This is a genomic window from Aneurinibacillus terranovensis DSM 18919 (assembly GCF_000430625.1).
Classification (GTDB): domain Bacteria; phylum Bacillota; class Bacilli; order Aneurinibacillales; family Aneurinibacillaceae; genus Aneurinibacillus_B; species Aneurinibacillus_B terranovensis.
Map to the genome: position 1 here is coordinate 15,560 of NZ_AUMJ01000027.1, position 26,432 is coordinate 41,991.

The following is a 26,432-nucleotide window of genomic DNA, read 5'->3' on the forward strand; positions in this document are numbered from 1 at the left end:
GCATCATTTTTGCATGATATTAGAGTTGTAGAAACTTTCATGAAACCCATTGAACCGGATTGGTAAATGAGGATAGGGGAAAACGAGAGGAGAGTATAGAAAATGGATTTTCAACTGAGTGCAGAACAAGCAGAACTTCAAAAATGGGCTCGAGATTTAGCTAAGGAGAAATTTTCGGAAAAAGCATATACGTGGGTGAAAAGAGGAGAGGTCCCTTGGGAAAATGCCAGGATCCTATCCGAACATGGACTAATGGGGATGACGATTTCTGAGGAAGATGGCGGTCAAGGGATGACGTTGTTGGAAGCGATTATTGTGATGGAAGAGATTGCAAAGGTATGTCCGAATACCGCAGACATGTTCCAAGCCGGAAATTTCGGCGCGATCAGACAATTGGCAGCCTATGGATCAAAGAAATTGAAACAGCGCGTATTGCCATCCCTTTTGGCTGGTGAAAAGCTAATTTCCGTAGCGATGTCTGAACCGAATGCAGGTTCCGCTACGACTGATTTGCGGACGAAGGCACGTATTGAAGGAGATAAAGTCATTATTAACGGATCCAAGATCTTTAATACACATGGGCCTCACAATTCTTATTATGTCGTTTGGGTCAGATTTGGGGAAGGAGTAAGAACATCGGGAGCGGTGCTGGTTGAACGTGACGCACCAGGTTTTACCGTGGGGAAAACGGAAACCCATATGTCTGGGGAAGAACATTGTGCTTTATATTTCGAAAATTGCGAAGTGCCAATCGAAAATGTTCTCATTCCAGAGGATGGGTTTAGAAGATTATTCACGATGTTTAATATCGAACGCATGGGGAACACCGCGCGATCTTTAGCTTTGGCTCAAGCTGCATTTGATATGGCGGTTCAGCATGCGAAAGAAAGAGAACAGTTTGGGCGTCCGCTCGCTGAATTCCAAGGCATACAGTGGAAGGTGGCGGAAATGAAAATGAAATTGGAGGCAGGCAGATTGTTGTTATATCGCGCGGCCACAAATGCAGATAAAGGGGCTCCGAGTCCTCTTGAGACGTCCATTGCCAAAGCTTATATCAATACCTCTGCTTTTGAAGTGGCACATGAAGCCTTACAGATTTTCGGAGGGTATGGATACTCTACTGAATATCCGTTGGAGTATATTTTCAAGAGAATAAGAGGATGGATGATTGCCGGGGGAACGCCGGAAATGTTGAAAAATAAAATTGCCGAAGAAGTCTTTGGGATGAAATTTAGCCAAAGAAGAAAATAGGCAGGGGGGAGAAGCGAATGGGTCAAAACAAAACGCTAGAGCAGACTCTGGCAGCTGAAATCAGTCCGTCTCAATTTCTCATGGAATATGAAGGCGCTCAGCTCCTCAACGATCTAGGCCTCCCGGTTGCCGAATCCATGTTGGCTAAAGATAAGCAGCAAGCGATCGAAATGGCCGAGAAAATCGGGTATCCGGTCGTCATGAAAGGGATGTCAAGGGATATTATCCATAAGACAGAAGCCGGGATTGTAAAATTAAACATCCAGGATCAACAAGAAGTAGCCGAATCGTTTGAGCAAATCATGATGAATGCCTTAAAATACAACAATCATGCAAATGTAACGGGGATTCTCATCCAAAAAATGGCACCTAAAGGAACCGAGCTCATCTTCGGTATCAAAAAAGATCCGGTCTTCGGACATCAGTTAATCATCGGCTTGGGCGGTATTCTGGTCGAGATTATGAAGGATTTTACCATGCGGATGATGCCGGTTACTGCAGAAGACGTTGAGCAAATGGTCAGCGAATTGAAAGGCTACCCTTTAATTAAGGGCTATAGAGGACAGAGTGGAATCAATCTAAAGGTCTTGAAAAATATCTGTTTAGGGCTCAATGAGTTAGTACAGCAGAAACCCGATATCGAAGAGTTGGATTTAAACCCTGTTATCTTTACGAAGGACGAGGCTGTGATTTGTGACGTTCGGATTTTACTAGGTGAGTCAAAGAAGGAAGAAGATAGTTCAAGTAGACTGCTTGATCATGTTGAGCAAATGATCAATCCTCACTCCATTGCAGTGATTGGCGCATCCACAAATGAGAAGAAAAATGGTGGAAGGCTTTTCCGCTATATCGTAGAGAACGGTTATTCCGGAAATTTGTATCCGATTAATCCGACTGCAAATGAAATTAAGGGGTACCCAGCCTATCCCAGTGTAAGGGCAGTACCAGGGGATATTGATTTGGCTTGTATTATTGTCGATGCCAGGCAAGTACCGCAAGTTCTGGAAGAATGTATTGCGAAAAAGGTGAAAGCCGCCATTATCTATTCCTCCGGTTTTGCAGAAACGGGAGAGGAAGGAATAAAGCTTCAGGAACAAGTTCTCGCTCTGGCCAAACAAGGTAACATTCGACTGCTGGGTCCTAATTCGATTGGTATCGCCAGTCCTTCGAAGCACGTGTATACTGCTTTTGGTGCCGCGTTAGAATCCAAAGTCAAACATCCGGGAAACATTGGGTTTATCTCTCAAAGCGGAGCCATGGGAAGTGCTCTCTTAAGCAGGGCATGGGAACAAGGTGCCGGCTTTAGCAGATGGATCAGTGTGGCCAATGAAGCTGATCTAACAACCTCTGACTTTATCGAAGTATTAGCGGATGATGAATTGACTCAGGTCATTACCGTGTTTATGGAAGGCATCAAAGACGTTAAGGCATTTCGTCAGGCCGCTCAAAGAGCCTTGCAGCGTAGAAAACCTGTTTTAGTTTATAAGACTGGCAGATCGAGTGTGGGTAAGAGAGCCGTCCAATCCCATACCGGATCGATAGCAGGAGATGATCAGGTCTACTCGACGGCTTTTGAAAAGTTTGGGGTGCTCAGAATAAAGCACGTGGAAGAATTAATTGATGTTGCAAGAGCATTCGGCATTCAGCCCCTTCCCAAAGGGAACCGGGTCGGCATTGTCACCGCATCTGGCGGTGCCTGCAGTGTCATAGCGGATCTGTGTGCGGAAAAGGGTCTGGAAATCCCTGACTTGCCCAATGGTTCAGAAGTCATTAAGCAACTGATCCCTCCATTTGGATCTGCACAAAATCCTGTTGATGTGACGGCGGAAGTCATTGCGAAACCGGAAATGTTTAAAAAGGTTTTGGAAACGTTAGCAGCGGATTCCAATGTTGATGGTGTCATTGTGATGCTGACCACCAATTCCGATCCAGGAGCATCTATCATTGCCCAAGCGATTATGGATGTATTTAAAAATCAAAACAAGCCGATCGTTGTGGGTCGATTAGGGGCAGAAATGATAGCACCGCAGGCTATGGCTTTCTATCAACAAGAAAGTTTTCCGGTATACCCGACTCCGGAAAGAGTAGTCAATGTGATGGATTATTTGGTGAAATACAGTCAGATTTTAAAGAAACATTCGAAAGTGTAAACAACATACCTGGAATGGAGGGGGCAACATGAAGAACATAGCAGTTATCGGGAGCGGGTTGATGGGTAGGGGGATTGCCTACGCTGCCGCCCAAAGCGGATTTCAGGTTCATCTTCAGGATATACAACCAAAAGCGCTGGAACAAGCGAAGGACTATATCGAATCTGAAGCGAAAAAAGCGGTTGAACATGGATATATGCAACCCGGAGAAGATGAGGATTTCTTACATCGAATCACCTTTACGACAAGCATGGAGGAAGCTGTTGGCCAGGCAGATCTGGTGATTGAGGCTGTTTTAGAAAAAATGGAGCTGAAAGTGGAAATTTTCAAGAAGTTGGATGAATTATGCCCGAAACAAACGATTTTGGCAACCAACACCTCTACGATGAGCCCAACGGAAATAGCAGCTCAAACTTCCCGGCCAGAGAAATGTATAGCGATGCACTTTTTTAACCCTCCTCACAAAATGAAATTGGTGGAAATTGTAAGGGGGCTGGATACGTCTGATGAAACGGTTAAAATTGCCAAGCAGGTCGCTCGCGAAATGAAAAAAGAAACCGTTGAGGTCAATGAGTTTCCTGGTTTTGTAACGAGCCGTATGAACTGTTTGATCGGAAATGAAGCAATGAATATGCTGATGGAAGGTGTAGCCTCGGCGGAAGACATCGACAAAGCTATGAAGCTTGGATTGAATCACCCGATGGGTCCTCTTGAATTGGCCGACCTTGTGGGATTGGATACCCGATTACGGAATATGGAGTACCTTTATCAGACGCTTGGTGAAAAATACCGGCCATGTCCCCTATTAATTAAGTATGTAAAAGCTGGCAGATTAGGGAGAAAATCAGGGACGGGATTCTATAAATACGATAAGGATTAGGAGTGGTTCATGTGCGGAATGCTGTCATTGTCGATTCGGTTCGGACGGCGATCGGGCGAATCGGAGGGAGTTTGAAAGATGTACAGGTAGATTTTTTAGCGGCTAAAGTTATCGAAGAGATCGTTGTCCGTACAGGCATAGATAAAAATGATGTGGATGAAGTGATTATGGGACAAGGGAAACAGAGTACCGATTCCCCAAATCTGGCCAGACTAGCTCTGTTGCGTGCCGGGCTTCCCGTTGAAGTTCCCGGATATACGGTACATCGCCAGTGCGGTTCAGGACTTCAAGCGGTTCATAATGCTGTTCAGCAAATTCAATGCGGATTATCGGATGTCGTGATTGCAGGTGGAGCAGAAAGTATGAGTACGGCGCCATATTATCTTCGGCATGCCCGCTACGGATTCGGGGCAGGGAATGGGGAAATTTTGGATCCCAATACAGAAAGTCAACCCCGTTCTCAACCAGTCGAAGTATATGGCCCCCTAACTATGGGAATGACGGCTGAAAATTTGGCTGAGAGATATAAGATATCCCGTGAAGAACAGGATGAGTTTGCTGCACGCAGTCAGAATCTTGCCCTTCATGCCATTGAACGCGGCTATTTTAAAAGGGAAATTGTTCCTTATGAAATCAGAACCAAAAAAGAAACGGTTCGATTCGATACGGATGAGCATCCCCGAAAAACATCGAACGAAAAATTATCAAAACTAAATGCTGTCTTTAAAGAAAATGGTACGGTTACTGCTGGAAACAGCAGTGGAAGAAATGACGGCGCCTCCGCTCTGCTTTTGATGTCAGAAGAGGCAGCAAGCAAATGTGGAGTAAAGCCTAAAGCCAAAATTATTGCCCAAGCATCGGCTGGGGTTTCGCCAGAGATCATGGGAATCGGACCTGTTCCGGCAACCATGAAGGCATTAAAAATGGCCGGTCTAAAACTAGTTGATATAGGCCTGATTGAATTAAACGAAGCTTTTGCCGCTCAAGCCTTGGCTGTGATCAAGGAATGGAATACAGATCTAGAGAAGATTAACGTCAACGGAGGAGCCATCGCCATGGGACATCCGATTGGTGCTTCCGGAGCGATCCTCTTAACCAAACTCTTGCATGAATTGGAACGGCGGGGAGAAAAGTATGGACTCGTCACCCTTTGCATTGCAGGAGGCTTAGGGATTACAACGATTGTAGAGAATTTACAAGTGTAAAATACACGATGATTGGAGAAAGGGTGATTTTATCATGAATATACTTGTATGTATCAAACAAACCTTTGATACGGAAGAAAAGATCGTCATCAAGGATGATCGGATAAGTGAAGATGGCGTGGAATTTATCATCAATCCCTATGATGAATACGCAGTGGAAGAGGCCGTAAAGATCAAAGAAGAAACGGGGGCGGAAGTGACGGTTCTGACCGTAGGGCCTGCCCGAGCGGAAAACGCGTTGCGTACTGCTCTGGCCATGGGTGCAGATAAAGGCATCATCATTGAAGTAGATGGGACAGAAGTCGATGAATATACAACGGCGAAATGGATCGCGGCAGCTATTAAAGACCGCCGTTTTGATCTGATTCTCGGCGGAAATATGGCTGTGGATTCCGGTGCAGGCCAAGTTGCCATTCGGGTCGCTGAAGAATTGGACATCCCGCACGTGTCTTCCATTACCAAACTGACTTTGGATGGTATAAAAGCAACGGTGGAAAGAGACGTGGATGGAGATACCGAGGTCATCGAAGTAGGATTGCCATTCCTGGCTACAGCCCAACAGGGTTTGAATGAACCTCGCTATCCATCGTTGCCCGGGATTATGAAAGCGAAGAAAAAATCCTTGGAGCGTTTGTCAGTTGAAGATTTAGGACTCTCTCAGAAAGTAACGGCTTGCACAGCGGTCATTGACCAATACTTGCCGTCCAAGAAACAGGCAGGACGGATTTTACAAGGCGAAATTCCGCAACAGGTGAATGAGCTAGCACAACTGCTTCGCAATGAAGCAAAAGTAATCTAATTGAGGAGGATCATTATGGGTAGAAAAGTTCTTGTACTTACCGAAACCAAAGATGGAAAATTAAGAAATGTGTCGTTCGAAGCGTTAACTGTGGCCCGCCAGTTGGCTGAAGGCGGAGAAGTCGTAGCCGCATTGTTTGGGTCAGTTGCAGCAACGAACCTCGACGAGATCAGTAAGTACGGAGCAGATAAGCTGTATATTGTCGATGAAGAAAAGGTATCCGTTTATACGGCAGATGCCTATTCCCAGGCTCTCCATCAGTTGATTGAAAAAGTGGAAGCGGATGTGATCTTGATGGGTCATACTGCAATGGGAAAAGATCTAGCGCCCCGAGTAGCGGCTCGTTTAGGAATTGGCTTGATTTCCGATTGTACGGGGGTTGCCTGCCAGAATGATCAAGTGAAATTTATCCGACCGATTTATTCGGGAAAGGCATTCCAAAAGAAAATATTCAAAGAAAGTAAAGGGGTTATCACTCTTCGTCCAAATAACTTTGAAATTTTGGAAAATCCAGTGGAAACCGAATTCATTTCCTTTCACCCCGAGATTAAAGATGTACGTACGATTGTAAAAGAGGTCGTCAGAAAAGCAGTTGGTGGTGTGGATCTTAGCGAAGCCAAGATTGTCGTTTCCGGTGGCCGCGGGGTGAAAAGTGCTGAAGGGTTCAAACCGCTTCAGAAATTGGCAGAAGTGCTTGGCGGAGCAGTTGGTGCCTCTCGTGGCGCATGCGACGCGGAATACTGCGATTACTCCCTGCAAATCGGCCAAACCGGGAAAGTCGTAACACCTGATCTTTACATAGCATGCGGTATTTCCGGCGCGATCCAGCATTTAGCCGGGATGTCCAATTCTAAAATTATCGTGGCGATTAATAATGATCCCGAAGCTCCTATTTTCCAAGTGGCGGACTATGGAATTGTAGGAGATCTTTTTGAAGTCGTTCCTCTTCTAGCAGATGAAGTCAAGAAAATGCTAGAAGTGAGTTATGCATAGGGTGTGTAATAGAGGTATTTAAGGGTTCACAAAGAGGAGACGTGTGATGAAAAAAACTGAACCGGGAATGAGTCCATTTTGGGATTATGTTGGGATGAAGGAAATGAAAATCGAGGAAGGGTATGCCGAACTACGAATGGATATCACTCCGAATCTGCATCAAAGAAGAGGGTCTGTTCACGGAGGAGCACTGGCTACACTCATCGATGGAGCGATCGGTTCTGCCGTACGCTCTGTCCTCACAGAAGAGGAGATTTCCCCCACAGTAGAGTTGAAAGTTAATTATATCCGCCCTGCAACAGGGGAGTATTTGACGGCTAAGTCCAAACTTTACCATCGCGGTGGGTCATTGGCAGTCGGTCAGGCGGAGATTTATGATTCGAATGGGGACTTGGTAGCAATAGGCACTGCCACCTTTATGATCCTGAAAAAAAGATAAAACAGTCTTTGTAAACGAAAACAGTTATCTTTGTTTTAACCAAGATAACTGTTTTCATTGTGCCCGATCATTCCGTTATATAAAAAGCTGCCAATTTAATCCCATCTTAATCCTGCCTCTATGCTTATACTATAAAAAAATAAAAAGTTAAATAGCCCCTAATTTATAATCCTTCCTATAGATCGGTGTGAGGCTGATATATATCCCATCCGAATTTTAATGCACTAACAATATAGTCAGCTACTTCTTCAGGATTTTGATTATCGGTTTCAATTTTTGAATTGTGCTTTGAATAAGCGAGCTGTCTTTCTTCAAACAATTCCTGAATTTCACTTGCTGTACGGTTATGCAATACAGGCCGATTATCAATTAGTAAATCAAGTCTTTCCTTCCAGGCATCCCAGGATAAATCCAGAAAAAGCACAATGCAATGAGCCAGACATACCTTCCTGATCTCTTCCTGTTGAAATGCTCCACCGCCCAAAGAAACAATTTTGCAACGATGATTTTTGCAAATATCAAGAACGGTTTCCCTTTCTATCTTTCGAAAATGTCGCTCACCCCTCTCCTTAAACAATTGGGAAATAGGCATGTTATACTTTTCTTCAATATATTGATCAATATCTATAAAGTCCCTGTAAAGCTTTTTAGCGACAAGTTGACCAATTGTTGTCTTTCCCACTCCCATGAAACCGATGAATACAATGTTTTTTTCTCTGACGGGGAGTTCCCTTTCTTTCATCATTTACTTTGTTCTCCTATCTGTTAGTTAACTATAAACTGGAGGAAATACTTTCCTTCATGTATATACTAAAAATAACAAAAGTTTTAGTTCGAATATTTATTTTAAGGAAATATTAAAAATAAATAGTGTTACTTATTCAATTATACAATTCTATTTAGCCCTTTAAAAGATGCCTCCAAGCAAGTAGACTATGAAAATACGAACCAACATATATAGTATGGTAAAATCGATATTCCATGCTTCAAACCGGTATGAATTTACTATGAATTGATTGGCCAAAATGGAATACTTTTTTGAAATTGATGTATGTCTTATTTTCAATGAATATGTGAATGTGATTATATTTGAGCGTTTTGCACTTTTACCATAAAAAAGGACTTCAGCCCCAACTTGCAGAAGAATACAGGTGACTAAACCCATTCCACTAAAGAGGAGCAATTCCTGTAATGAAGTAATTTGAGCTTTGAACGAAAAAAGCGCCTCTAGTATACTGGGAAACGTTCCATCGAGAATAATCCCGTACGAAAAGAGGCACTTACATGAAGTAAGATGAAATAGAAACAGAATCTTTCGCGAGAAGGTAAGCAGCGTATCATCCTACAACCAGAACTTATTGTTCGCAACTCTTCACAAAATACTATAAAATTGTCCCTAAAACAGCCCCCCTGCAGCGGTGAGAAATCCGCGCTGCAGGGGTTTTAAATTGTTAAGACGGGTTACTTTTCACTGGCAGAGTCCAATGAACGGGCCAGGCTGACGAGTCGCTGTAAACCCTCGCGCAATAGTTGTTCATTCACATAGGAATAGCTTAATCGCAGCCAGGACTCTGATTTCCTGAGCGGATCACAGATGGACCCGGGAACAAAGGAAACAGACTGCTCCATGCTTTGGATAAGCAGTGCTTCCATGGGAATTGTCTCAGGCAGCTTAACCCACAGGTTGAGACCGCCTTTTGGGCTGGTCCATTTCCAATTCGCCACGGCTAGTTCTTCCTCCATAATGTCCTTTCGAATATTGAGCGCAATCCGGAGTTTTTCCAGATGCTGCTGCAGCCGGACGGAGGTGAAATAATGGAGAAAAATTTTTTGGTTCAGCAGCGGCGTACCGTTATCTGATAAGGACTTCTCGGGTAAGAGACATTTCATTAAGGGCGGCCGGCTTGCGACAGCGGCAATACGCAGGCCGGGAGCAACGTATTTGCTAAAGCCGCGGATATACATAACCCACCCTTCTGTGTCATATGCAAAAAGTGGGGCAGGCGGCTCCCGGTCAAAATACGTATCGTGAAACGGGTCATCTTCCACCAGTAGGCAGCGGTACTGTTCGGCAAGCTCTACGAGCCGTTTTCGCTGTTCCGCCGGAACGGTGTAGCCCGTTGGGTTGTGGAAGGTAGGGTTAAGGTAAAAGAGGCGCGGCTTAAATTGTCTCATATAACTTTCAACCTGCGCTAAATCATAGCCTCCGGGATGGATATCTATCGGAATGAGATGCGCACCCTGCCGGCGAAAAATATCAATCGCGGCGCTGTAGGTTGGCCGCTCCAACAAAACAGCATCCTTGGGTTTTATGAGGATTTTAGAAATCAGGTCAATCGCCTGTTGCGCCCCCGATGTGATTAATAACTCATCCGCAGAAACGTGGAACCGGTGGCGCTTTGAGAAATAGCGGGCAAGTGTTTCGCGCAGTTCTTCATCTCCCTGCACCGTGGAGTAGGTGCCGAGTACTTTCGGGTACAAATCAAATACCTTTTTTACATAGTGTGAAAAATAAAGATTAGGCAAAAGATTCGGATCGATAAGCGCTTTAGAAAACTGATAGGTAACCGGCACCTGATGGATTTCAGACAGGTGGCTTTTTTGAAAATAGGAAGAGATAGGGGAATCTTCCCCATGATCGACCGCCATTCTAAAATTCGGCTGAACATAATAGCCTGATTTATCTTTTACATATACTTTTCCATTATCCTTAAGCAGCTGGTAAGCCCTGAAGACGGTCAACCGGTGTACATTCAATTGTTGTGCCAGCATTCGTATAGATGGGAGCTTATCATGTTCTTTCCACTCCCCGCGCGCTATCCGGTTCAACAGGTAATCATACACTTGGTCGTACAGAGAATTCGATTGCCCGGCTACCGGGAAGTTTTCATTCATGCGCAGCATCCCCCTTTTTCTTTCATTTTACACGATGTCCCCACAATCTGTTCTGTGGTAACATATCTGTTCTATTTTCCTCCTATTATGATGAAAAAAAGGAGGAAGATAAATGGTTATTTTCGGTTATATACTGATGTGCATGATTTTCGGGACGACTTTTCTGGCCATTAAAGTAGGCATTAATGCCGGTGTGCCGCCATTTTTTGCAGCGGGGATTCGTTTTCTTCTGGCGGGTCTCGTACTTTTTATTTGGATGCTATGGAAAAGAAGGGCAACCGTAACGCTTCTTTTACGCAAGGAGATGCTGGTTACAGGTGCCGGCTTAACCTTTGGCACATTTGCAACGCTGTATTGGGCTGAACAGTATGTGGCTTCGGGAATGGCAGCGGTTTTATCGGCAACGGGGCCGATTATGATCCTGCTGCTTCAGACCGGCATTCTTCGGCAGAAAACATCGGTTAAATCGATGTATGGCTGCTTCATAGGATTTGCAGGTGTACTTTTCCTGCTTTTACCCAGTGTTTCCGTTCATGTGAGTTTGTTTTGGGTGATGGGATGTATTGGGATTTTGATAGGCGAAATATGCTATTCATCGGGTGCCTTATATTCCAAACGCGTGATTCCGCGTTTTCCGGATACATCCCCTATTGCCTTGAATGCGGCCCAGATGATGTATGGAGGAGCCATGCTGCTCGTTTTATCGTTTTTTACCGAACATGTGCACGTGAATGCAATGCTCACACTGAATGCGGTAAGCTCACTCCTCTATTTAATCATCGTTGGTTCCATGCTGGCACACAGCATATTCTATTGGCTCGTTGCCAAAACGAATCCTGTATTCCCGGCTACCTGGCTTTATATATCTCCGCTGATTGCACTTGGTTTGGGAGTGTTGTTGTATAACGAAGTGGTTTCATGGGTGGCATTGATAGGGGTTTTTACGATTCTTATCGGAATCGTACTGGTCAATATTGATGCGTTACGGAGTCTCATTCGCAAACCGGAACAAGCGATGGGTAAATAAAGTTGTGCAGATAAAGATGTGCGCCTGATTTCTTTTATGCTTTTCTATGTATGATATAATCATAGTGAATGAATATTCGCATTTGAAAAACAACATAGAATAAACGGCTCGACTAGAAAACATGGAAGGTCAGGTGAACAGAGTGGAGAGAAGAAAGCCGGTTGATTTAGGGAACAGAATACAGTTTATTGATGTATGCGATCTTGGGATGTTTGGAAGAACAGGTTCTTATGTACTGCAGGAAGAGCAATTGACGATTATTGAAACAAGCGCTAGCCCTTCCATTCCGTATTTATTAAAGGGGTTACATGATTTAGGCATCGATCCGAAAGACATTCAATATATTATTGTCACCCACATTCACTTAGACCATGCAGGCGGTGTCGGCTTGTTGTTACAGGATTGTCCAAAAGCAACCGTCGTTGTCCATCCCAAAGGCGCCAGGCATTTGGCACACCCGGAAAGACTAATTGAAGGGGCAAGGGCGGTGTACGGGGACAAATTTGACGCCCTTTACGACCCCATTGTACCCGTTCCGGAAGAACGAATCATCGTTAAAGCTGATGGTGAAACGTTAACGATCGGACCGGACTGTACCTTACAGTTTTATGATACCCCGGGTCACGCCAACCATCATTTTAGTATCTATCATCCGCCCAGCAACGGGATTTTTACCGGTGATACGATAGGCGTATACTACGCGGAATTGAAAGCGTTAGGGGTAGACCTGTATCTTGCGTCGACTTCACCGAACCAGTTTAACCCCGACGCGATGAAGAATTCCATGGAACGGATTCGGGAAATGGGTGTGGATCGCATTTATTTCGGTCATTTTGGTATGTCCACTGATACAGTAGAAGTGTATAGACAAATCGATTACTGGCTTCCCCGGTTTGTGGAGACGGCGCGACAGGTGGTTCAGGAAGGTAAAGGGGCCGAAGAAATCTCCGCCCGCTTGTTTCAACAAGTGCAGCAGCATTTAAGCGAGCGGCATGTTCCGGTCGATCATCCCGTTTATAGTATTATTAAATTAGATACAGATGTGTGTGGTATGGGGCTTGCACATTATTTTGCGGCCCTTCAAAAGAAATCAGCTCAATAAAATTTTTTAACGCCGTTTGGTTATCCAAACGGCGTTTTGCATGCAAACCCGGTGGTTTCCAGGAAAGTGTGAAGATGATGTTTCTTTTTATGGAACAAGGGTATGGTAATAGGAGTGGATGAAAATGCAAAAATAGGCAATACAACGAGGTGAGGATAAACATGACCAATGATGCTTTCTCCTTTCGTATCAATAACAAGGAATGCAAAGCGGTTCCAGGGCAGAGCCTTCTTGATGTCGCCAAAGCACACGATTGTTACATACCGGATATTTGTTACCATCCTCAGTTGGGCGCCATTCAAACTTGTGATACGTGCCTTGTGGAAGTAGACGGCCAACTGGTACGGTCTTGCGCCACACAGGTATTACCTGGAATGAACGTTACGACTGATTCAGATGAAGTAAAAGAAGCACAGTTAGAGGCGATGTCCCGTATTCTGCAAAACCATGAATTGTATTGTACCGTTTGTGACAATAACAATGGAAACTGTAAAGTGCACAATACTGCCGAACACCTGCAGTTAGCGCACCAAAAGTATGAATTTGAAGCGAAACCTTACCCTCCTGACACCACGCATCCGTTTTATCGTTACGAACCTGACCAATGCATCCTTTGCGGCCGGTGTGTGGAGGCGTGCCAGGATTTACAGGTAAATGAAACGTTAACGATCGATTGGAACCGTGAGCGCCCCCGCGTTATTTGGGATAACGATGTTCCGATCGATCAATCGTCCTGCGTCTCCTGCGGCCACTGTGTAACGGCATGTCCGTGTAATGCTTTAATGGAAAAATCGATGTTGGGCGAAGCCGGCTACCTTACGGGGATCGTAGCGGATGTCCTTGAGCCGATGATTGATTTAACAAAAGAAGTGGAGCCGGGGTACAGAGAAATCTTTATGATTTCAGAGATGGAATCCGCCATGCGTAAGTCACGAATACAGCGCACAAAAACAGTCTGCACCTATTGCGGGGTAGGATGCAGTTTTGAGATTTGGACCAAAGATCGCCAAATCCTCAAGGTGGAGCCGCAAATCGAAGGGCCAGTCAATGGTATTTCCACCTGTGTAAAAGGAAAATGGGGGTGGGACTTTGTTAACAGTGAGGAACGTTTAACAAAACCTTTAATCCGTAAAGGAGACACTTTTGTCGAATCCACCTGGGATGAGGCCCTTGATTTGATTGCTGAAAAGATGTCTTACATTAAGAAAGAATACGGGCCGCACTCCATCGGTTATATCGCCTCTTCCAAGTGCAGCAATGAAGAAAATTACATTTTTCAAAAGTTTGCCCGGGCTGTTATGCACAGTAATAACGTAGACAATTGCTCGCGATACTGCCAGTCCCCGGCTACCGCAGGACTTCTGCGCACAGTTGGAATTGGCGGCGATTCGGGAACCATTGAGGATATTATAGAGTCTGAGCTGGTCATGGTTGTCGGCGCCAATCCGGCGGAATCGCATCCTGTCTTAGCTACACGTATTAAGCGTTCCCATAAACTGTTTGGACAGAAGCTAATTGTCGCAGATTTACGAAAAAATGAATTGGCTGAGCGGGCTGATTTGTATCTTCACCCGAATCACAGTACCGATCTGATCTGGTTATCGGCTGTAACGAAATACATTATTGATCAGGGATGGGAAGACAGGGACTTTTTAAAGAACAGAGTCAACGGTTTTGAAGAATATGTATCCACCTTGGACAAGTACACACTGGAGTATGCGGAAGAAACAACGGGCCTAACAAAAGACGAAATCATAAAGACAGCTACCATGATCCACGAATCAAAATCCGTTTGTATTTTGTGGGCGATGGGGGTTACCCAGCATATGGGAGCAACCGATACGAGTACAGCAATATCCAATTTATTGTTGGTAACCGGTAATTATGGCCGACCGGGTACGGGAGCATACCCGCTGCGCGGACATAATAATGTCCAGGGTGCCTGTGATTTCGGTACCATGCCGGCCTGGTTCCCGGGATATGAACCGGTACAGGATGAGAAAGTGCGGGCTCGCTATGAGGGGGCATGGGGCGTAAAACTGCCGGAAGAACCGGGCTATAATAACCACCAGATGGTTGAAGGCATTCACAAAGGAGAACTTAAAGCGTTATATCTATTTGGTGAAGACATGGCGCTTGTCGATGCCAACTCTAACCATGTTGATGCGGCTTTTGACAAACTGGAATTCTTCGTCGTGCAGGATATGTTCTTTTCGAAAACTGCCCAGTTTGCGGATGTTGTTTTACCGGCGGCGCCCAGCCTTGAAAAAGACGGAACGTTTACCAATACCGAGAGACGTATTCAGCGTTTTTATAAAGTGTTTAAACCGCTGGGAGAATCAAAACCTGACTGGGAAATTATTCAGGCGGTTGCCAATCGCATGGGGGCGAATTGGAACTATACGCATCCATGCGAAATTATGGCAGAGGCGGCAAGTCTTGCGCCTGTGTTTGCGGGTGTTAGCTATGAGCGGCTGGAGGGCTGGAACAGTCTGGTATGGCCGGTAGCACCGGAAGGTAAGGATACGCCTCTGTTATACACGGATAAGTTCGCCTTCCCAGATGGAAAAGCAAAGCTGTTCCCCGTTGACTGGACACCGCCATTCCAGCCGGGAAAAGAATACGATTTACATTTAAACAACGGACGATTGCTTGAGCATTTCCACGAAGGAAACATGACGTATAAGTCAGAAGGTCTCCGTCACAAAGTACCTTCCGTCTGGCTCGAAGTATCTCCGGAACTTGCAAAAGATCGCAGGATAAAAGACGGTGCACTTGTACGGCTAACCTCCCCGTACGGAAAAGTTGAAGTGCGCGCCCTTATTACGGACCGTGTGAAGGGGAATGAATTGTATTTGCCGATGAACACGAGAAAAGATAACGAAGCCGTCAACCGACTGACCAGCAGCTATCATGATATTGTAACCCATACGCCGAATTATAAGGAAATGGGCGTCCATCTCGAAATACTTGAACCGACGGGAGAAATTCCGCTGCCAAGGGTGAACTACCGCTTTGGCAATCGCGTCCCTCAGGTTGGGGTAAAAGTGGAAGAAAAATGGAATCGGCTGGGCTACGTGCCTGTTGTGGATACGGTGAAAAAAGAGGAGGGTACTTATGGCCAGGGCAATTACCAGGATTGAAAAACAAATCCCAACCGAGACGCAGCAGCAGGTAGAATCCATGGAGGAAATCCTGAAAGTTTTAAGCGATAACCGAAAGTCTCTGGTGGCTTTTATCGAAATCATAAAAGAGGCCCATGAATCGGGAATTTTCGATATCATACAGGGCATCCTTAAGAACAAGCATGAGGTAGCAAAAGTAGGCTTGGAGTTTGTACGTGTAGCTGGCATCCCTTCTATGATGAAAAACGCGGTGATTGCGATGCAGTTTTTAAGCAAACTGGACCCGATTAAAGTCCATATGCTGCTTAACGGGCTCAATCAAGGTTTGGAGAAGGCGTCCGTGCCAAACGACAACTATACAGGTGTATGGGGAATGGTCAAGGCCCTTCGGGAACCTGAAATCAACTCATCCATTAACGTTTTACTTAATTTTTTGCGGGGAATGGGTATAGAGTTTGGTAAGAATAAAGAACAGGTTAAACAGGAAATACACGAAACACAAAGCACATGATGGAGGGACCCCCGTAGTATCTGGATGAATTTGTGGATGAAGGGCATATTATTCGGCTGCAGCGTGAAGATTGCGTTCCAAGAGTAAGATATCGTTTACCGGAATAGCTAAAAATGAATGGACAAGGACTATCGATTACTTCCGACAGTCCTCGTGTTAGCGTATAATAACCTTAGTCGAACGTATACGCTGAAAAAGGAGAGAATCAACTGATGGAATTTTATATGGAAGAAAATGGATTTGCAACAAACTTCTCATATGGTGAACTGCATATTTCAGGGGATGAAAATTACGGATTTCGTCCCTATCAATTATTGGTTTCTTCTGTCGCTGTATGCAGTGGTGGTGTATTAAGAAAAGTGTTAGAAAAGATGCGCATCTCTTATGAGGACATCAAAGTAGCCGTAAATGTACAAAGAAATGAAAAGGAAGCCAATCGCATTGAAAAAATCGATATGCATTTTATAATTAGAGGGAAAAACCTTCAAGAGGGAAAAATAGCAAAAGCCCTTGAGGTCACCCGGAAAAATTGCGCCATGGTGCAATCCGTTAAAGATAGTATTCAAATTACGGAGTCTTTTGAATTAACTCAATAAAACAGGGGGTTCAGGTCAAAAAACCTACGAGTGTAAAAAGTAAGTTGACAAATAGGAATTAACGGTTTAGAATGAAAAATAATTTTATAGCGAATTCATTCTTATCAAGAGAGATTGAGGGTTCTGGCCCAATGACATCTCAGCAACCTGTATCTACAAGGTGCTACTTCCAGCAGAAAAATTTTCTGGCAGATAAGAAGATGGAAATTGTTTAATTTAAATCCTCTTCTGTCCAGAAGGGGATTTTTTAATTCTATGGTAAGAATCGAAGAAAGGAATTTGAGTACCGAGAAATCCAAGTAAATAAATCAAGAAAGTACAAATAAAAAGGAGTGTTCCACTGTGACATCGGTAGGTTATTGGTTTGTTGGGTTTGCGCTTGCGTATACGATTTTGCTAATTTCCATTGGCAGAATCGCGAGAAAAAGGGCAGGCAGTGGAAACGGATATTTCGTTGGAGGAAGAAATTTTAGCGCATTTTTTGTTGCCATATGCATTACAGGATTGTTTTCCGGTTCTTCTTTTATTTCGATTATTGAATTGTCTTATCTAAAGGGGGTATCGGCTATATGGTATGGGGTGGCGGAAACGCTGCAAGTGCTGTTAATTGCCACATTATTGCTTGCTTCGTTTAGAAAAAAACTTCTGATTACAATTTCGGGATTAATTGGCGATCATTTCGGAAGAAGATCCCGGGCGCTTGCCGGGGCGATTACAGGTTTTTCCTTTCCAATGTGGTCAGTAGCAACCGCACTGGCATTTGCTTCGGCTCTTCACGTATTTACCGGTGTTTCCCTGCTTACCGCTGTTGCTATTACAGCTATTCTTCTTTTTGCTTATTTGCAGTTTGGAGGAATGTGGGCAATTGGGTACACACAGTTATTAAACACGATTGTTTTTTATATTATGCTGATCGTTGGATTTGCGGCTGTGTTTATTCATCCCGGATTGGAAGGTTTGAAGCAGTTTGCCTTAGCTAAACCTCAGATGTATTCTTTTTCAAATGTGGGGATTCAAACGATTGTCGCGTGGTTTGGCACTTTCATTGTAAATGTGATTTTAGCACAAGCAGCCTTTCAGATGGCCTTGTCCTGCCGCACACCGGAAGAAGGAAAAAAAGGTCTTCTATGGGCAGCTGTTCTTGGTGTTCCTCTTATTATAGGGGCTGTTGTATTTGGTCTGGCTGCTGCCAGTGTTATTCATGGAGAAACCCGCGGTTTGGTTGCGATTCCTCATTATTTAATGCAGGTGCTTCCCGCACCGTTTGTTGCGCTGTTTTTCCTTGGATTCTGGGCCTGTGCATTAAGTTGGGGGGCTCCGTGCCAATTTTCGGGTGCAACAAGCCTTGGGAAGGATGTAGGCGAAGCGGTTGTTCCCGGACAGAGCGAGAAAACCTATATCCGTTATACCAAATGGTCGCTGGCTCTGCTCACAGTATTAATGGTGATTTTTGCCTCTCTGCGTGCTGAGCAGTCGGCATGGTGGAATATTCTTGCTTGGGTGGCTCGAAACTCAGCTACCTTCGCGCCGGTCGTAGCGGCCCTTTTTTGGCCGCTGGCTACCTCGCGTGCTGTACTTTCATCGATGGCCGTTGGAACATTCACAGGTCTGCTTTGGTATCATCTTGGAGGGTGGCAGATTAATCAATTTTTCCTGCAGGTCCATCCGGTTTGGCCGGGAATGATAGCCAACATCGTGACGCTAACTATCGTTGCATTGGTTGAAAATGCAAGCCGTATTACATGGAATGAAAGAGCAGCCTACGCTCGTTTAGGAGCTTTATGTACCGGGGTAAGCCTAGGAACAGCCGTAATTACAGTGTTAAATTTCACTTGGCTTTATCAAAAAGGTCTTTTTGGTCTCTGTCTTTTTGTTGCTGTTATATGTCTCTTTGCTGCCACCATGATATTTACCACCTACAAAGATCAAGCACACCAGATTATGGATGAGAACAAGGTTAAGGTTGCTAACTGAATAATACAGATAGCAAGAAAAAACAAAACCCACTAGCTTAGGCTGGCGGGTTTTGTTTTGACTTAACTTTTTCTCAAGGTCTTTTCGTCTTCATTTGGTTCAGACTTTTAAACTCATACCCTTGTTTTCTGACGTCGTCGATGATTTTTTTCAGTGCTTCTGCATTATCACCGGAAACGGAATGGAGCAAGATGACCGCGCCCGGGTGCAGTTGGCCCATGAAGCTATCGTATGCGTATTTCCAGCCTTTTTGTTTCTTCGTATCCCAGTCTTTATAGGCAATGGACCAGAAAACATTGGTGTACCCCAGTTGTTTGCTTACTGCAAGCATTCGCTCGCTAAAGATCCCTCTCGGCGGACGCATAAAAGGCATTTCCTTTTGTCCGGTTACCCGGACTACCTCTTCCTTCACTTTGTTCAGCTCTTCTTTCATTCTGCTATCCGAAATTCTTGCCATATCCGGATGACCCCAGGAATGATTTTCAATGAGGTGGCCTTCTTTTACCATCCGTTTCAGCAGTTCAGGCTGATCTTTGACATAATGTCCGGTGACAAAAAAAGCTGCCGGAACTTTTTTCTCTTTCAGCGTATCTAAAATTTGTACCGTATAGCCATTCTCATATCCGTTATCAAAAGTAAGGTAGAGCTCTTTTTTTGTCGTATCCCCGAGGAAGACCGCCCCATGCTTGACCAGAATGTCTTTAAATCCCTCCTGATCAATGGAGGGAAGCTGACCGTTTTTACTCTTTTTAAACCCAAAGTGATAAGCAGTATCGCGATATGCTTCCACAGAGTAAAACGGCAGCAGGGAAACAGACAAAATAAATAAAACAAAAGTTATGATACAGGTTAAACGCTTCATTACATTAGTTCACTCCTTGGTACTCGCAGCTTTTTGTATGAATTAACACATATTTTCCCCTACAAGATTGGGGTTGTATGTGCTTTTTTGAATTAGAAAAATACGGATGGGTACCAAATATATTCAAGGATTTTTGCGGTAAGCAGCAGCGCAGTGTGATATTAACCCATACTCTGCCGAAAACATACGATAGAAATAGGCAGATACGGGTAAGGGAGGAGTTTAACTTGGAAACAACAGGAATCGGGGATGAAGGGTATGAGCTTTCTGGAGAATTAGAGGGTTATTTTATGTCCTTCCGTAAAAACATTATCGGAGCCGAACAAACGTTTATCTCACCCTTTGGCAGAAAGCCGGTGATTTACGCCGATTGGACGGCAACCGGACGTTTATATCGTCCGATTGAATCTAAAATCATTGATGATTTTGGCCCGTTTATTGCGAATACTCATACGGAATCAAATATTACAGGTACGATTATGACATTAGCGTATAAACAGGCGCAAGCCATTATAAAAAATCATGTGGATGCGGACGAACACGATGTGATTATTATGGACGGCTCCGGGATGACCGCAGTTGTCAATAAACTTCAGCGAATCTTGGGTCTGCGGCTGCCGGAAACGTTGAGAAATAAGGTGAAAGTTACCGAAGAAGAGAGGCCGGTTATTTTTGTTACCCATATGGAGCATCACTCGAACCATACTTCCTGGCTGGAAACGATCGGAGATGTCGTCATAATGGCGCCCCGCTCAAACGGGACCGTAAACGTACAACAGTTGGAACAACTTCTCCATAAGTATAATCACCGCAAGCTGAAAATCGGCTCGTTTACCGCCTGTTCCAACGTGACTGGCATCCAGACCCCGTACCATGAACTGGCGAGAAAAATGCATGAGCATGGGGGGATTTGCTTTGTGGATTTTTCTGCATCCGCCCCTTATGTAGATATCAATATGCATCCAGCATCCCCTCTGGAAAAGCTCGACGGTATTTTCTTTTCTCCCCATAAGTTTTTGGGTGGGCCGGGTTCGAGCGGGGTGCTTATTTTTGATTCAAGACTGTACTCCAATCAAGTTCCGGATAAACCTGGAGGCGGCACAGTCACGTGGACAAATCCGTGGGGATACCATCACTATTTCCCGGATATCGAGGTGCGTGAGGACGGGGGCACACCGGGGATATTGCAGGGCATCAAATCTGCGTTATGCATAAAATTAAAAGAACAAATGGGCACGGACAATATGGTAAGGCGGGAAAAAGGAATGGTCGAAGTTTTGTTAACGAAATTGAATAAAATTCCGCGGCTGCATGTGCTGGCCGGACATATCACAGAACGGCTCGGCATTATTTCTTTTATCGTCGAAGATGTTCACTATAACTTGATTGTAAAACTGTTGAATGACCGGTTTGGTATTCAAGTCCGCGGAGGCTGTTCCTGTGCGGGCACGTACGGCCATTATTTATTAAACATCGACCAGACAACGTCAAAAAAGATTACGGATAAAATCGATCAGGGTGATTTCTCCACAAAACCCGGCTGGGTACGTTTTTCGATTCACCCAACGATGACCAATCGGGAAATCGATACATTTCTGCAGGCGATGCGATTCATCACTGAAAACATAGCGGATTTGAAAAATGATTATGTGTATGATCCGGAAACGAATGACTATTATTATATCCGCCACAAGCGGTTCGACATGGAAGGCGCGTTTCGGTTAGGCTGAAAAGTACAAGCGATTCATTGTTTTTTATTCTTTTTTTCGATGTGGAAATGAAAAATACCGGAACCGTCTTATGAAAAGCAAATCTTTTCACTTCATCAAACAGTGAGTTTGTTAATGGACAGGGTTGAAAAACTGGAAAAAGAAATAAGCGCTTTAAAGGAACAGAAGTAGGAATTTCCAGCTTTGGTTTAAAAGGTGGTTTTAAAAAGTCAGAAGTGATTTCTTCATCAAGTTAAGGAACTCTCCATAACCGGGTTCGAACATAAACAGCAAAGACACATCCATTCCAGACGGCTGAACTGATAAAGATAGAGGCCGTTCCCCACCACACAACCATCCAGCCGGACAAATACATGGTTACGGGCATCCCCAAGCGAAAAAGGGTGCCTGTAATGCCGCCGATTCTGCCGATAAGATGGCCAGGGGTTTGCTCATGTCTGAATGTATACACACATATGTCGTTGAATGAGATGGCGATTCCTATGATAAATAATATTGCAGTCAAGGTCATTAGATTTGCACAAAAATAAAGCGCGATATAAGACAAAGCGTTTAATAAAGCGGACATTCCAAAAATCATCCCCAGTCCGATACGAGCCCTCAAGCGGTTGATTAGTAGGCTTCCTGCCAATCCTCCCACACCCGAAGCCGACAGCACGACAGCCAATAGTGAAGAAGAAAGTTTTAGCTCATCTTTTGCGTAGAAAATAATCGTCGTGCTGATAACAGCCGTGGTACAATTTAGGAATATGACGAAGATGGTCATCATCCATAATAATTTATTTGATGTAAAAGCAGTCCATCCTTCATACAGTTCTTGTCTAAAGTTGCCTTTCCCTTTTCGGGTCACGGTTTCGCCGACGGACAATTGAAGAAGGAAAAACAGGCAGAGAAGGTAACAGATAGCGGTGATGTAGTTGCCGATGATGTTTTGTATAGTTTAACACGCCTGGCTGATGCATCATGCGCCCAGAATTGGCTCGTCAGGGATATTGATTCGATCAAGGTTCTCTCACGATATACCCTGCAAATCCATTTAACAAAACCGAATCATCTGTTTTTACGGTTCCTGAGTTTTGCCCCCGCTTCGATTGTACCCCGGGATGTCTATGAAGAAAACAGGGAAGGCATGACTGATCTTCCCGTCGGTTCAGGCCCGTACAAAGTTACCAAATGGTCCTCGGGAGTTTGTGTGCTGGAAGCGTTTGACCCGCATTTTCAAGGGCGGGCGTTTATAGATCGGATCGAAATTATTATTGTACCTGAGACAAACAACGAATTCCTCCTTGAACCGAAATCCAATTTATTAGTCGTTTGGTCAGGTGAAGCCGCCGTCCATTCTGCACGGGATTGGGAAGAAGCGGAAGATTTATGCGGTAGTAGCCTGCTGACTGTTAACCTGAAAAAGGAGGGAGCTCTTCAGGATATCCATTTTCGCAAAGCTTTGTACCACTTGATTAATCGCCAGAAAATGATCGTGGAATTGGGGGAACCCCGGCTTTATCCGTCGAGAAATTTTCAGGTAAACGGCAGGCCGAGCTTTTTTGATAAAGATTGGAAAGGGGATGAGGCGCTGAACCTGTTAAGCCAGTCTCAGTATCAGGGAGAACCTCTTCAACTTTTTACATACAGCCGACATGCCCCGGATGCCTTCTGGCTCAAACACGAATACAAAACGTACGGCATTCATGTACATGTAAATCTTGTTTCCTGGCGCGACATGTTAAAGAAAGAAAATATGGAAAAAGCGGATCTGATTCTATTTGAGGCTTTGTTGAGTGAAGGAATGATTAGGCTGATCGAATACTATCAGTCCTCGAACAGTTTCATCCGCTCCCATTTGGACGATAAACTCTCTTCCTTCGTTGACCGGAACATCAGTGAGCTGTTAGCAGAACCTAACGATGAAAGCAGACAACAAATTTTGCAAAAAATAGAGCAGGAATTAAAAGACCAATATGTAATGATTTTTCTCGTTTATAAGACAGTGAGTACGATGTCCCATCCTTCTTTGCGAGGTGTAAAAGTGAGCCCGAGCGGATGGGTTGATTTTAAGAATATCTGGTTCAAATAAAGTTGAAATTTTTTAACCAATCTTTTCGATTTTTTTGTCACCCCGATAATAAAGTATCACCCATTTCCGCCAACAAAGAGTGACCGGAATCGTGAATAACAGAATTTCCCGGTAGGCATAAATCACGTTTTTGCATACCTTTAAAGGTTAACGTAAAAAATACTACTAACAAAACAGAATTGGCTGCACCGGAGGGATCAAATATGAAAATCTATGTGATTTATGACAGTGAAAACGGCCATACGGAAGCATTGGCCAAAGCGATTGCCGAAGGAGCCGGCCAGGAAAATGCGGAAGTTTATTTAGATCATGTCGATAACGCCCAGATCCGTGCACTTGTTGATATGGATGCGATCATCTGGGGATGCCCCGGCCATTTCGGAACGATAAGTGGGGGACTTAAAAACTGGATCGATAGATTGGGGTATTTGTGGGCGGAAGGCAAGTTAATCGGGAAGGTCGGAGCCGTGTTTTGTACAACAGCAACCGTGCATGGCGGAATTGAGGCTACCTTATTAAATTTGATCACACCAATGCTTCATCAGGGAATGATTATTGTAGGTTTACCCGGGAATATACCGGAGAACGCGTTATATGGTTCTTATTATGGAGTTGGCGTTACCTGTCCGATTGAAGCGTCTCCTGACGATCCTCCAAATTTACCATCGGAAGCGGAACTTGCGCTTGGCCGGTCTCTCGGCAAACGGGTTGCCCGGATCACGAGAAAATTAACAGGGAATCAAACATCCTAACTGAGGAGTCGAGATACATGTTGCCTCTTATTATATTTGGAGTCATTGCTTTTATTATTATTTTGTTTCTTATCATCTTTAATGTCCGGACAAGCTCGCGCATGAACCGCAAACAAGCAGCTTCGCATCCAACCCGTCCTGCAAAAATGACACATGTAACACTCGAACCACCGCCGACCCGAACCACACCAACCAAACAACAGGTTTCGCAGAATCAACCGTCTGCCATGCCAACCCGCCATGCAGCCGCACCCATTGAACAGCCAATCGGGCCAACTCATCAACCAGCTGTACCAATCGAACACACAGCTACGCACGATCAACAGCCGGCTGTGCAGACTCAACGGCAGCCTACGCTCGTTCGGCAGCCTGACCCGCCGCCAGCCAATCGGCCTCGATCCTTACAGAATATATCAATCGACGAAAAACTTGCCGTTAAAAAATCAGACCAGGATTATCGAATGGCTTTGAAGAACTTTCGTGAAGGAAAAAGCAGGGATACAGAGAATAAAGAATGGGAAGACAATACAAAGGCTAATGCTGATGAAGTGTACCGGCACGCTCTGCGTACCTTGAATAGACAGAAGGACGACAAGTAGCTGGCGATGCTTATTTGTTTAAGAGGTACTTATTATTGTGTATATGCGTATTATCGTGTAATATGGTATGTTATAGTAAACAATTGGTTATAAAAGGAAGGTAAATAACCCCTTCAAAAAAGAACGAAATTTATGTAAAATGAAGATATTTGGATCGGTGTCAACTCCTATTACCAAGGGGAAGTATATATGAGTGTCAAAACTTTTTTTATAAAACTTTTCACTAAAATAAATTCACATATTCTTGAACTGGGAATCCTGTTGCTTTTTCTTCTGCCGCCCATCGGGATCGGTTGTCTGCTGGTAACAGGATGGTACCATATATATAAAATTATACGTAAAAAAGCAACTTTGTACATAAACCTGAGTACCATTTTTTTCTTAAGTCTTCTGCTCGCTTCGATTGGAGCTTTGATTGAATTTCATCAATGGAAGTACATACTGGTCCCCCTAATGATACTTGGTTATTTGGGGCTTTACCTGCATGTGAAAGATCACGGGAAACTGTCTTCCATGCGCACGTATAAACAGAAGGTGATATGGGGAAGTATCTATATTTTTATTGTAGGCCAAATACAGCTGTTCGGAGATACTTTTTACAGCAGCACCGGCGTACTCGGGATGCTTACGGGCTCGCTTTTGTTAGGATATGATAAACCGGATCGTTTATTCGGAAGCGCGTATAATCCGAATTTTGCTTCGTTTCTCCTTCTATTTGCATTAGCCTTTTTGCTCGTTGACCTATTGAATCAATTAAGAAAGGGATTCAGTAAGAAGACGATTTTGTCCGTGGGAATGATCGCCGCAATAGCGGTAGCCGTCGCGGAAACTGGCTCACGCACAGGCGTCGTATGTATGATTGTACTGTTTCTTTTATTTTCTTTCCGCTACCGTTGGGTATTCGGCGGCGCTTCGCTGTGCCTGCTGACCTTTATCGGGGAGAATAAAATATCGGAACTGCTGCCAAGAACACAGAATATAGGTGAATCCGCTTATACGCGAAAAGTGATTTGGGAAAATAGCGTCCATATCTGGTATAATCATCCGTTCTTTGGCGTAACCCCAATTGGGTTTAAAGATGCATATGCTCAACTGGCAGAAGGAGGAATAACGCACGCCCACAATATTGTCCTTGGTTTCTTTTCAGAATATGGGACAATAGGAGGCTTAACCTTTATATTTCTGGTCATTTGTACATTCTATAAACTATCAAAAGCCGCACTAGCTTTAAAAAATCAGAAACGTTATCTTGATTTATTTTTATTCACCATGCCGATTATTCTTATTACAGGAATTTTCGATCACCCTTTAGTTTCTCCCCAAACGGCGTTACCTGCTATTATTTTGCTTGGTAGCTGGGACCGATATTCATCACGTGTCCGTTTTTTTGCTAAGCCTGCGATGGCCGTGCGAAAGTATTCCTGATCGTCACGTTTCAGCCCGTGAATCACTATAAAATCAGCCCGTG

General features: G+C 44.3%; 22 protein-coding genes and 1 riboswitch. Of the genes, 18 read left to right on the forward strand and 4 right to left on the reverse strand.

Going from position 1 to position 26,432, the window contains the following annotated elements; all coding sequences use genetic code 11:
- Nucleotides 1–102: 102 nt before the first annotated feature.
- The 7 genes from H525_RS0105795 to H525_RS0105825 are packed head-to-tail and all read left to right on the forward strand — an operon-like array spanning nucleotide 103 to nucleotide 7,717.
- On the forward strand, nucleotides 103–1,251 hold the full coding sequence (locus H525_RS0105795) for an acyl-CoA dehydrogenase family protein (protein WP_027415436.1): 1,149 nt from the start codon (nucleotides 103–105) through the stop codon (nucleotides 1,249–1,251).
- 17 nt (nucleotides 1,252–1,268) lie between these two features.
- Nucleotides 1,269–3,401, forward strand: coding sequence for an acetate--CoA ligase family protein (locus H525_RS0105800; protein WP_027415437.1), 2,133 nt, complete (start codon nucleotides 1,269–1,271; stop codon nucleotides 3,399–3,401).
- Nucleotides 3,402–3,429: 28 nt separating this feature from the next.
- Nucleotides 3,430–4,281 (forward strand): 3-hydroxyacyl-CoA dehydrogenase, encoded by an 852-nt coding sequence (locus H525_RS0105805; protein WP_027415438.1) that lies wholly within the window; start codon nucleotides 3,430–3,432, stop codon nucleotides 4,279–4,281.
- A gap of 11 nt (nucleotides 4,282–4,292) precedes the next feature.
- A complete protein-coding gene (locus H525_RS0105810) occupies nucleotides 4,293–5,486 on the forward strand; it encodes a thiolase family protein (RefSeq protein WP_027415439.1) in 1,194 nt (397 codons plus the stop codon).
- 34 nt (nucleotides 5,487–5,520) lie between these two features.
- Entirely contained in the window at nucleotides 5,521–6,285 is a 765-nt protein-coding gene (locus H525_RS0105815; protein ID WP_027415440.1) for an electron transfer flavoprotein subunit beta/FixA family protein, read from the forward strand.
- Between the two features lie 15 nt (nucleotides 6,286–6,300).
- On the forward strand, nucleotides 6,301–7,278 hold the full coding sequence (locus tag H525_RS0105820; protein WP_027415441.1) for an electron transfer flavoprotein subunit alpha/FixB family protein: 978 nt from the start codon (nucleotides 6,301–6,303) through the stop codon (nucleotides 7,276–7,278).
- A gap of 46 nt (nucleotides 7,279–7,324) precedes the next feature.
- Entirely contained in the window at nucleotides 7,325–7,717 is a 393-nt protein-coding gene (locus H525_RS0105825) for a PaaI family thioesterase (RefSeq protein WP_027415442.1), read from the forward strand.
- 175 nt (nucleotides 7,718–7,892) lie between these two features.
- Here the strand turns inward: H525_RS0105825 and H525_RS0105830 are convergent, their stop codons facing one another.
- Together H525_RS0105830 and H525_RS0105835 are read right to left on the reverse strand one after the other, a co-directional pair.
- Nucleotides 7,893–8,462, reverse strand: a complete 570-nt coding sequence (locus H525_RS0105830; RefSeq protein WP_027415443.1) for a shikimate kinase — start codon at nucleotides 8,460–8,462, stop codon at nucleotides 7,893–7,895.
- 716 nt (nucleotides 8,463–9,178) lie between these two features.
- On the reverse strand, nucleotides 9,179–10,612 hold the full coding sequence (locus H525_RS0105835; RefSeq protein WP_027415444.1) for an aminotransferase-like domain-containing protein: 1,434 nt from the start codon (nucleotides 10,610–10,612) through the stop codon (nucleotides 9,179–9,181).
- 112 nt (nucleotides 10,613–10,724) lie between these two features.
- Here H525_RS0105835 and H525_RS0105840 point away from each other — a divergent pair, with 112 nt between their 5' ends.
- The 6 genes from H525_RS0105840 to H525_RS22930 all read left to right on the forward strand — a co-directional run bounded on the left by H525_RS0105840 (nucleotide 10,725) and on the right by H525_RS22930 (nucleotide 18,947).
- Nucleotides 10,725–11,639: a DMT family transporter gene (locus H525_RS0105840; RefSeq protein WP_027415445.1), complete on the forward strand. Its 915-nt coding sequence runs from the start codon at nucleotides 10,725–10,727 to the stop codon at nucleotides 11,637–11,639.
- Nucleotides 11,640–11,781: 142 nt separating this feature from the next.
- A complete protein-coding gene (locus H525_RS0105845) occupies nucleotides 11,782–12,741 on the forward strand; it encodes an MBL fold metallo-hydrolase (RefSeq protein ID WP_027415446.1) in 960 nt (319 codons plus the stop codon).
- 161 nt (nucleotides 12,742–12,902) lie between these two features.
- Nucleotides 12,903–15,884: a formate dehydrogenase subunit alpha gene (gene fdhF / locus H525_RS0105850; RefSeq protein ID WP_027415447.1), complete on the forward strand. Its 2,982-nt coding sequence runs from the start codon at nucleotides 12,903–12,905 to the stop codon at nucleotides 15,882–15,884.
- Nucleotides 15,859–16,377: a helical membrane plugin domain-containing protein gene (locus H525_RS0105855; RefSeq protein WP_027415448.1), complete on the forward strand. Its 519-nt coding sequence runs from the start codon at nucleotides 15,859–15,861 to the stop codon at nucleotides 16,375–16,377. Before fdhF ends, H525_RS0105855 begins: the two co-directional genes overlap by 26 nt.
- A 212-nt stretch (nucleotides 16,378–16,589) precedes the next feature.
- Nucleotides 16,590–16,973 carry an OsmC family protein gene (locus tag H525_RS0105860; RefSeq protein ID WP_027415449.1) on the forward strand — a complete coding sequence of 128 codons (384 nt, stop codon included), beginning with the start codon at nucleotides 16,590–16,592 and terminating at the stop codon, nucleotides 16,971–16,973.
- A 98-nt stretch (nucleotides 16,974–17,071) separates the two neighbouring features.
- Nucleotides 17,072–17,172: riboswitch (SAM riboswitch) on the forward strand.
- 143 nt (nucleotides 17,173–17,315) lie between these two features.
- Complete coding sequence (locus H525_RS22930; RefSeq protein ID WP_051330822.1) at nucleotides 17,316–18,947, forward strand: sodium:solute symporter family protein; 1,632 nt, start codon at nucleotides 17,316–17,318, stop codon at nucleotides 18,945–18,947.
- A 73-nt stretch (nucleotides 18,948–19,020) separates the two neighbouring features.
- On the opposite strand, the gene pdaA is transcribed toward H525_RS22930, so the two are convergent.
- Nucleotides 19,021–19,809: a delta-lactam-biosynthetic de-N-acetylase gene (gene pdaA / locus H525_RS0105870; protein WP_027415450.1), complete on the reverse strand. Its 789-nt coding sequence runs from the start codon at nucleotides 19,807–19,809 to the stop codon at nucleotides 19,021–19,023.
- A 290-nt stretch (nucleotides 19,810–20,099) separates the two neighbouring features.
- Here pdaA and H525_RS0105875 point away from each other — a divergent pair, with 290 nt between their 5' ends.
- Entirely contained in the window at nucleotides 20,100–21,539 is a 1,440-nt protein-coding gene (locus H525_RS0105875; protein WP_081413259.1) for an aminotransferase class V-fold PLP-dependent enzyme, read from the forward strand.
- Between the two features lie 232 nt (nucleotides 21,540–21,771).
- On the opposite strand, the gene H525_RS22935 is transcribed toward H525_RS0105875, so the two are convergent.
- Nucleotides 21,772–22,407, reverse strand: a complete 636-nt coding sequence (locus tag H525_RS22935; RefSeq protein WP_245590410.1) for an MFS transporter — start codon at nucleotides 22,405–22,407, stop codon at nucleotides 21,772–21,774.
- Between H525_RS22935 and H525_RS0105885 the strand changes: the two genes are divergently transcribed.
- The 4 genes from H525_RS0105885 to H525_RS0105900 all read left to right on the forward strand — a co-directional run bounded on the left by H525_RS0105885 (nucleotide 22,357) and on the right by H525_RS0105900 (nucleotide 26,389).
- Nucleotides 22,357–23,613 (forward strand): ABC transporter substrate-binding protein, encoded by a 1,257-nt coding sequence (locus H525_RS0105885; protein ID WP_051330824.1) that lies wholly within the window; start codon nucleotides 22,357–22,359, stop codon nucleotides 23,611–23,613. The two genes, H525_RS22935 and H525_RS0105885, sit on opposite strands and share 51 nt — an antisense overlap.
- Before the next feature lie 203 nt (nucleotides 23,614–23,816).
- On the forward strand, nucleotides 23,817–24,365 hold the full coding sequence (locus tag H525_RS0105890) for an NAD(P)H-dependent oxidoreductase (protein WP_027415453.1): 549 nt from the start codon (nucleotides 23,817–23,819) through the stop codon (nucleotides 24,363–24,365).
- A gap of 17 nt (nucleotides 24,366–24,382) precedes the next feature.
- Complete coding sequence (locus tag H525_RS25360; RefSeq protein ID WP_027415454.1) at nucleotides 24,383–24,964, forward strand: hypothetical protein; 582 nt, start codon at nucleotides 24,383–24,385, stop codon at nucleotides 24,962–24,964.
- 189 nt (nucleotides 24,965–25,153) lie between these two features.
- Nucleotides 25,154–26,389, forward strand: a complete 1,236-nt coding sequence (locus tag H525_RS0105900) for an O-antigen ligase family protein (protein ID WP_027415455.1) — start codon at nucleotides 25,154–25,156, stop codon at nucleotides 26,387–26,389.
- The last annotated feature ends 43 nt before the right edge of the window (nucleotides 26,390–26,432 follow it).

Coding starts and splice junctions, on each gene's coding strand:
- H525_RS0105795 (WP_027415436.1), top strand. CDS start 103: ATGGATTTTCAACTGAGTGCAGAACAAGCAGAACTTCAAAAATGGGCT.
- H525_RS0105800 (WP_027415437.1), top strand. CDS start 1,269: ATGGGTCAAAACAAAACGCTAGAGCAGACTCTGGCAGCTGAAATCAGT.
- H525_RS0105805 (WP_027415438.1), top strand. CDS start 3,430: ATGAAGAACATAGCAGTTATCGGGAGCGGGTTGATGGGTAGGGGGATT.
- H525_RS0105815 (WP_027415440.1), top strand. CDS start 5,521: ATGAATATACTTGTATGTATCAAACAAACCTTTGATACGGAAGAAAAG.
- H525_RS0105820 (WP_027415441.1), top strand. CDS start 6,301: ATGGGTAGAAAAGTTCTTGTACTTACCGAAACCAAAGATGGAAAATTA.
- H525_RS0105825 (WP_027415442.1), top strand. CDS start 7,325: ATGAAAAAAACTGAACCGGGAATGAGTCCATTTTGGGATTATGTTGGG.
- H525_RS0105830 (WP_027415443.1), bottom strand. CDS start 8,462: ATGATGAAAGAAAGGGAACTCCCCGTCAGAGAAAAAAACATTGTATTC.
- H525_RS0105835 (WP_027415444.1), bottom strand. CDS start 10,612: ATGAATGAAAACTTCCCGGTAGCCGGGCAATCGAATTCTCTGTACGAC.
- H525_RS0105840 (WP_027415445.1), top strand. CDS start 10,725: ATGGTTATTTTCGGTTATATACTGATGTGCATGATTTTCGGGACGACT.
- fdhF (WP_027415447.1), top strand. CDS start 12,903: ATGACCAATGATGCTTTCTCCTTTCGTATCAATAACAAGGAATGCAAA.
- H525_RS0105855 (WP_027415448.1), top strand. CDS start 15,859: ATGGCCAGGGCAATTACCAGGATTGAAAAACAAATCCCAACCGAGACG.
- H525_RS0105860 (WP_027415449.1), top strand. CDS start 16,590: ATGGAATTTTATATGGAAGAAAATGGATTTGCAACAAACTTCTCATAT.
- pdaA (WP_027415450.1), bottom strand. CDS start 19,809: ATGAAGCGTTTAACCTGTATCATAACTTTTGTTTTATTTATTTTGTCT.
- H525_RS0105875 (WP_081413259.1), top strand. CDS start 20,100: ATGTCCTTCCGTAAAAACATTATCGGAGCCGAACAAACGTTTATCTCA.
- H525_RS0105890 (WP_027415453.1), top strand. CDS start 23,817: ATGAAAATCTATGTGATTTATGACAGTGAAAACGGCCATACGGAAGCA.
- H525_RS25360 (WP_027415454.1), top strand. CDS start 24,383: ATGTTGCCTCTTATTATATTTGGAGTCATTGCTTTTATTATTATTTTG.
- H525_RS0105900 (WP_027415455.1), top strand. CDS start 25,154: ATGAGTGTCAAAACTTTTTTTATAAAACTTTTCACTAAAATAAATTCA.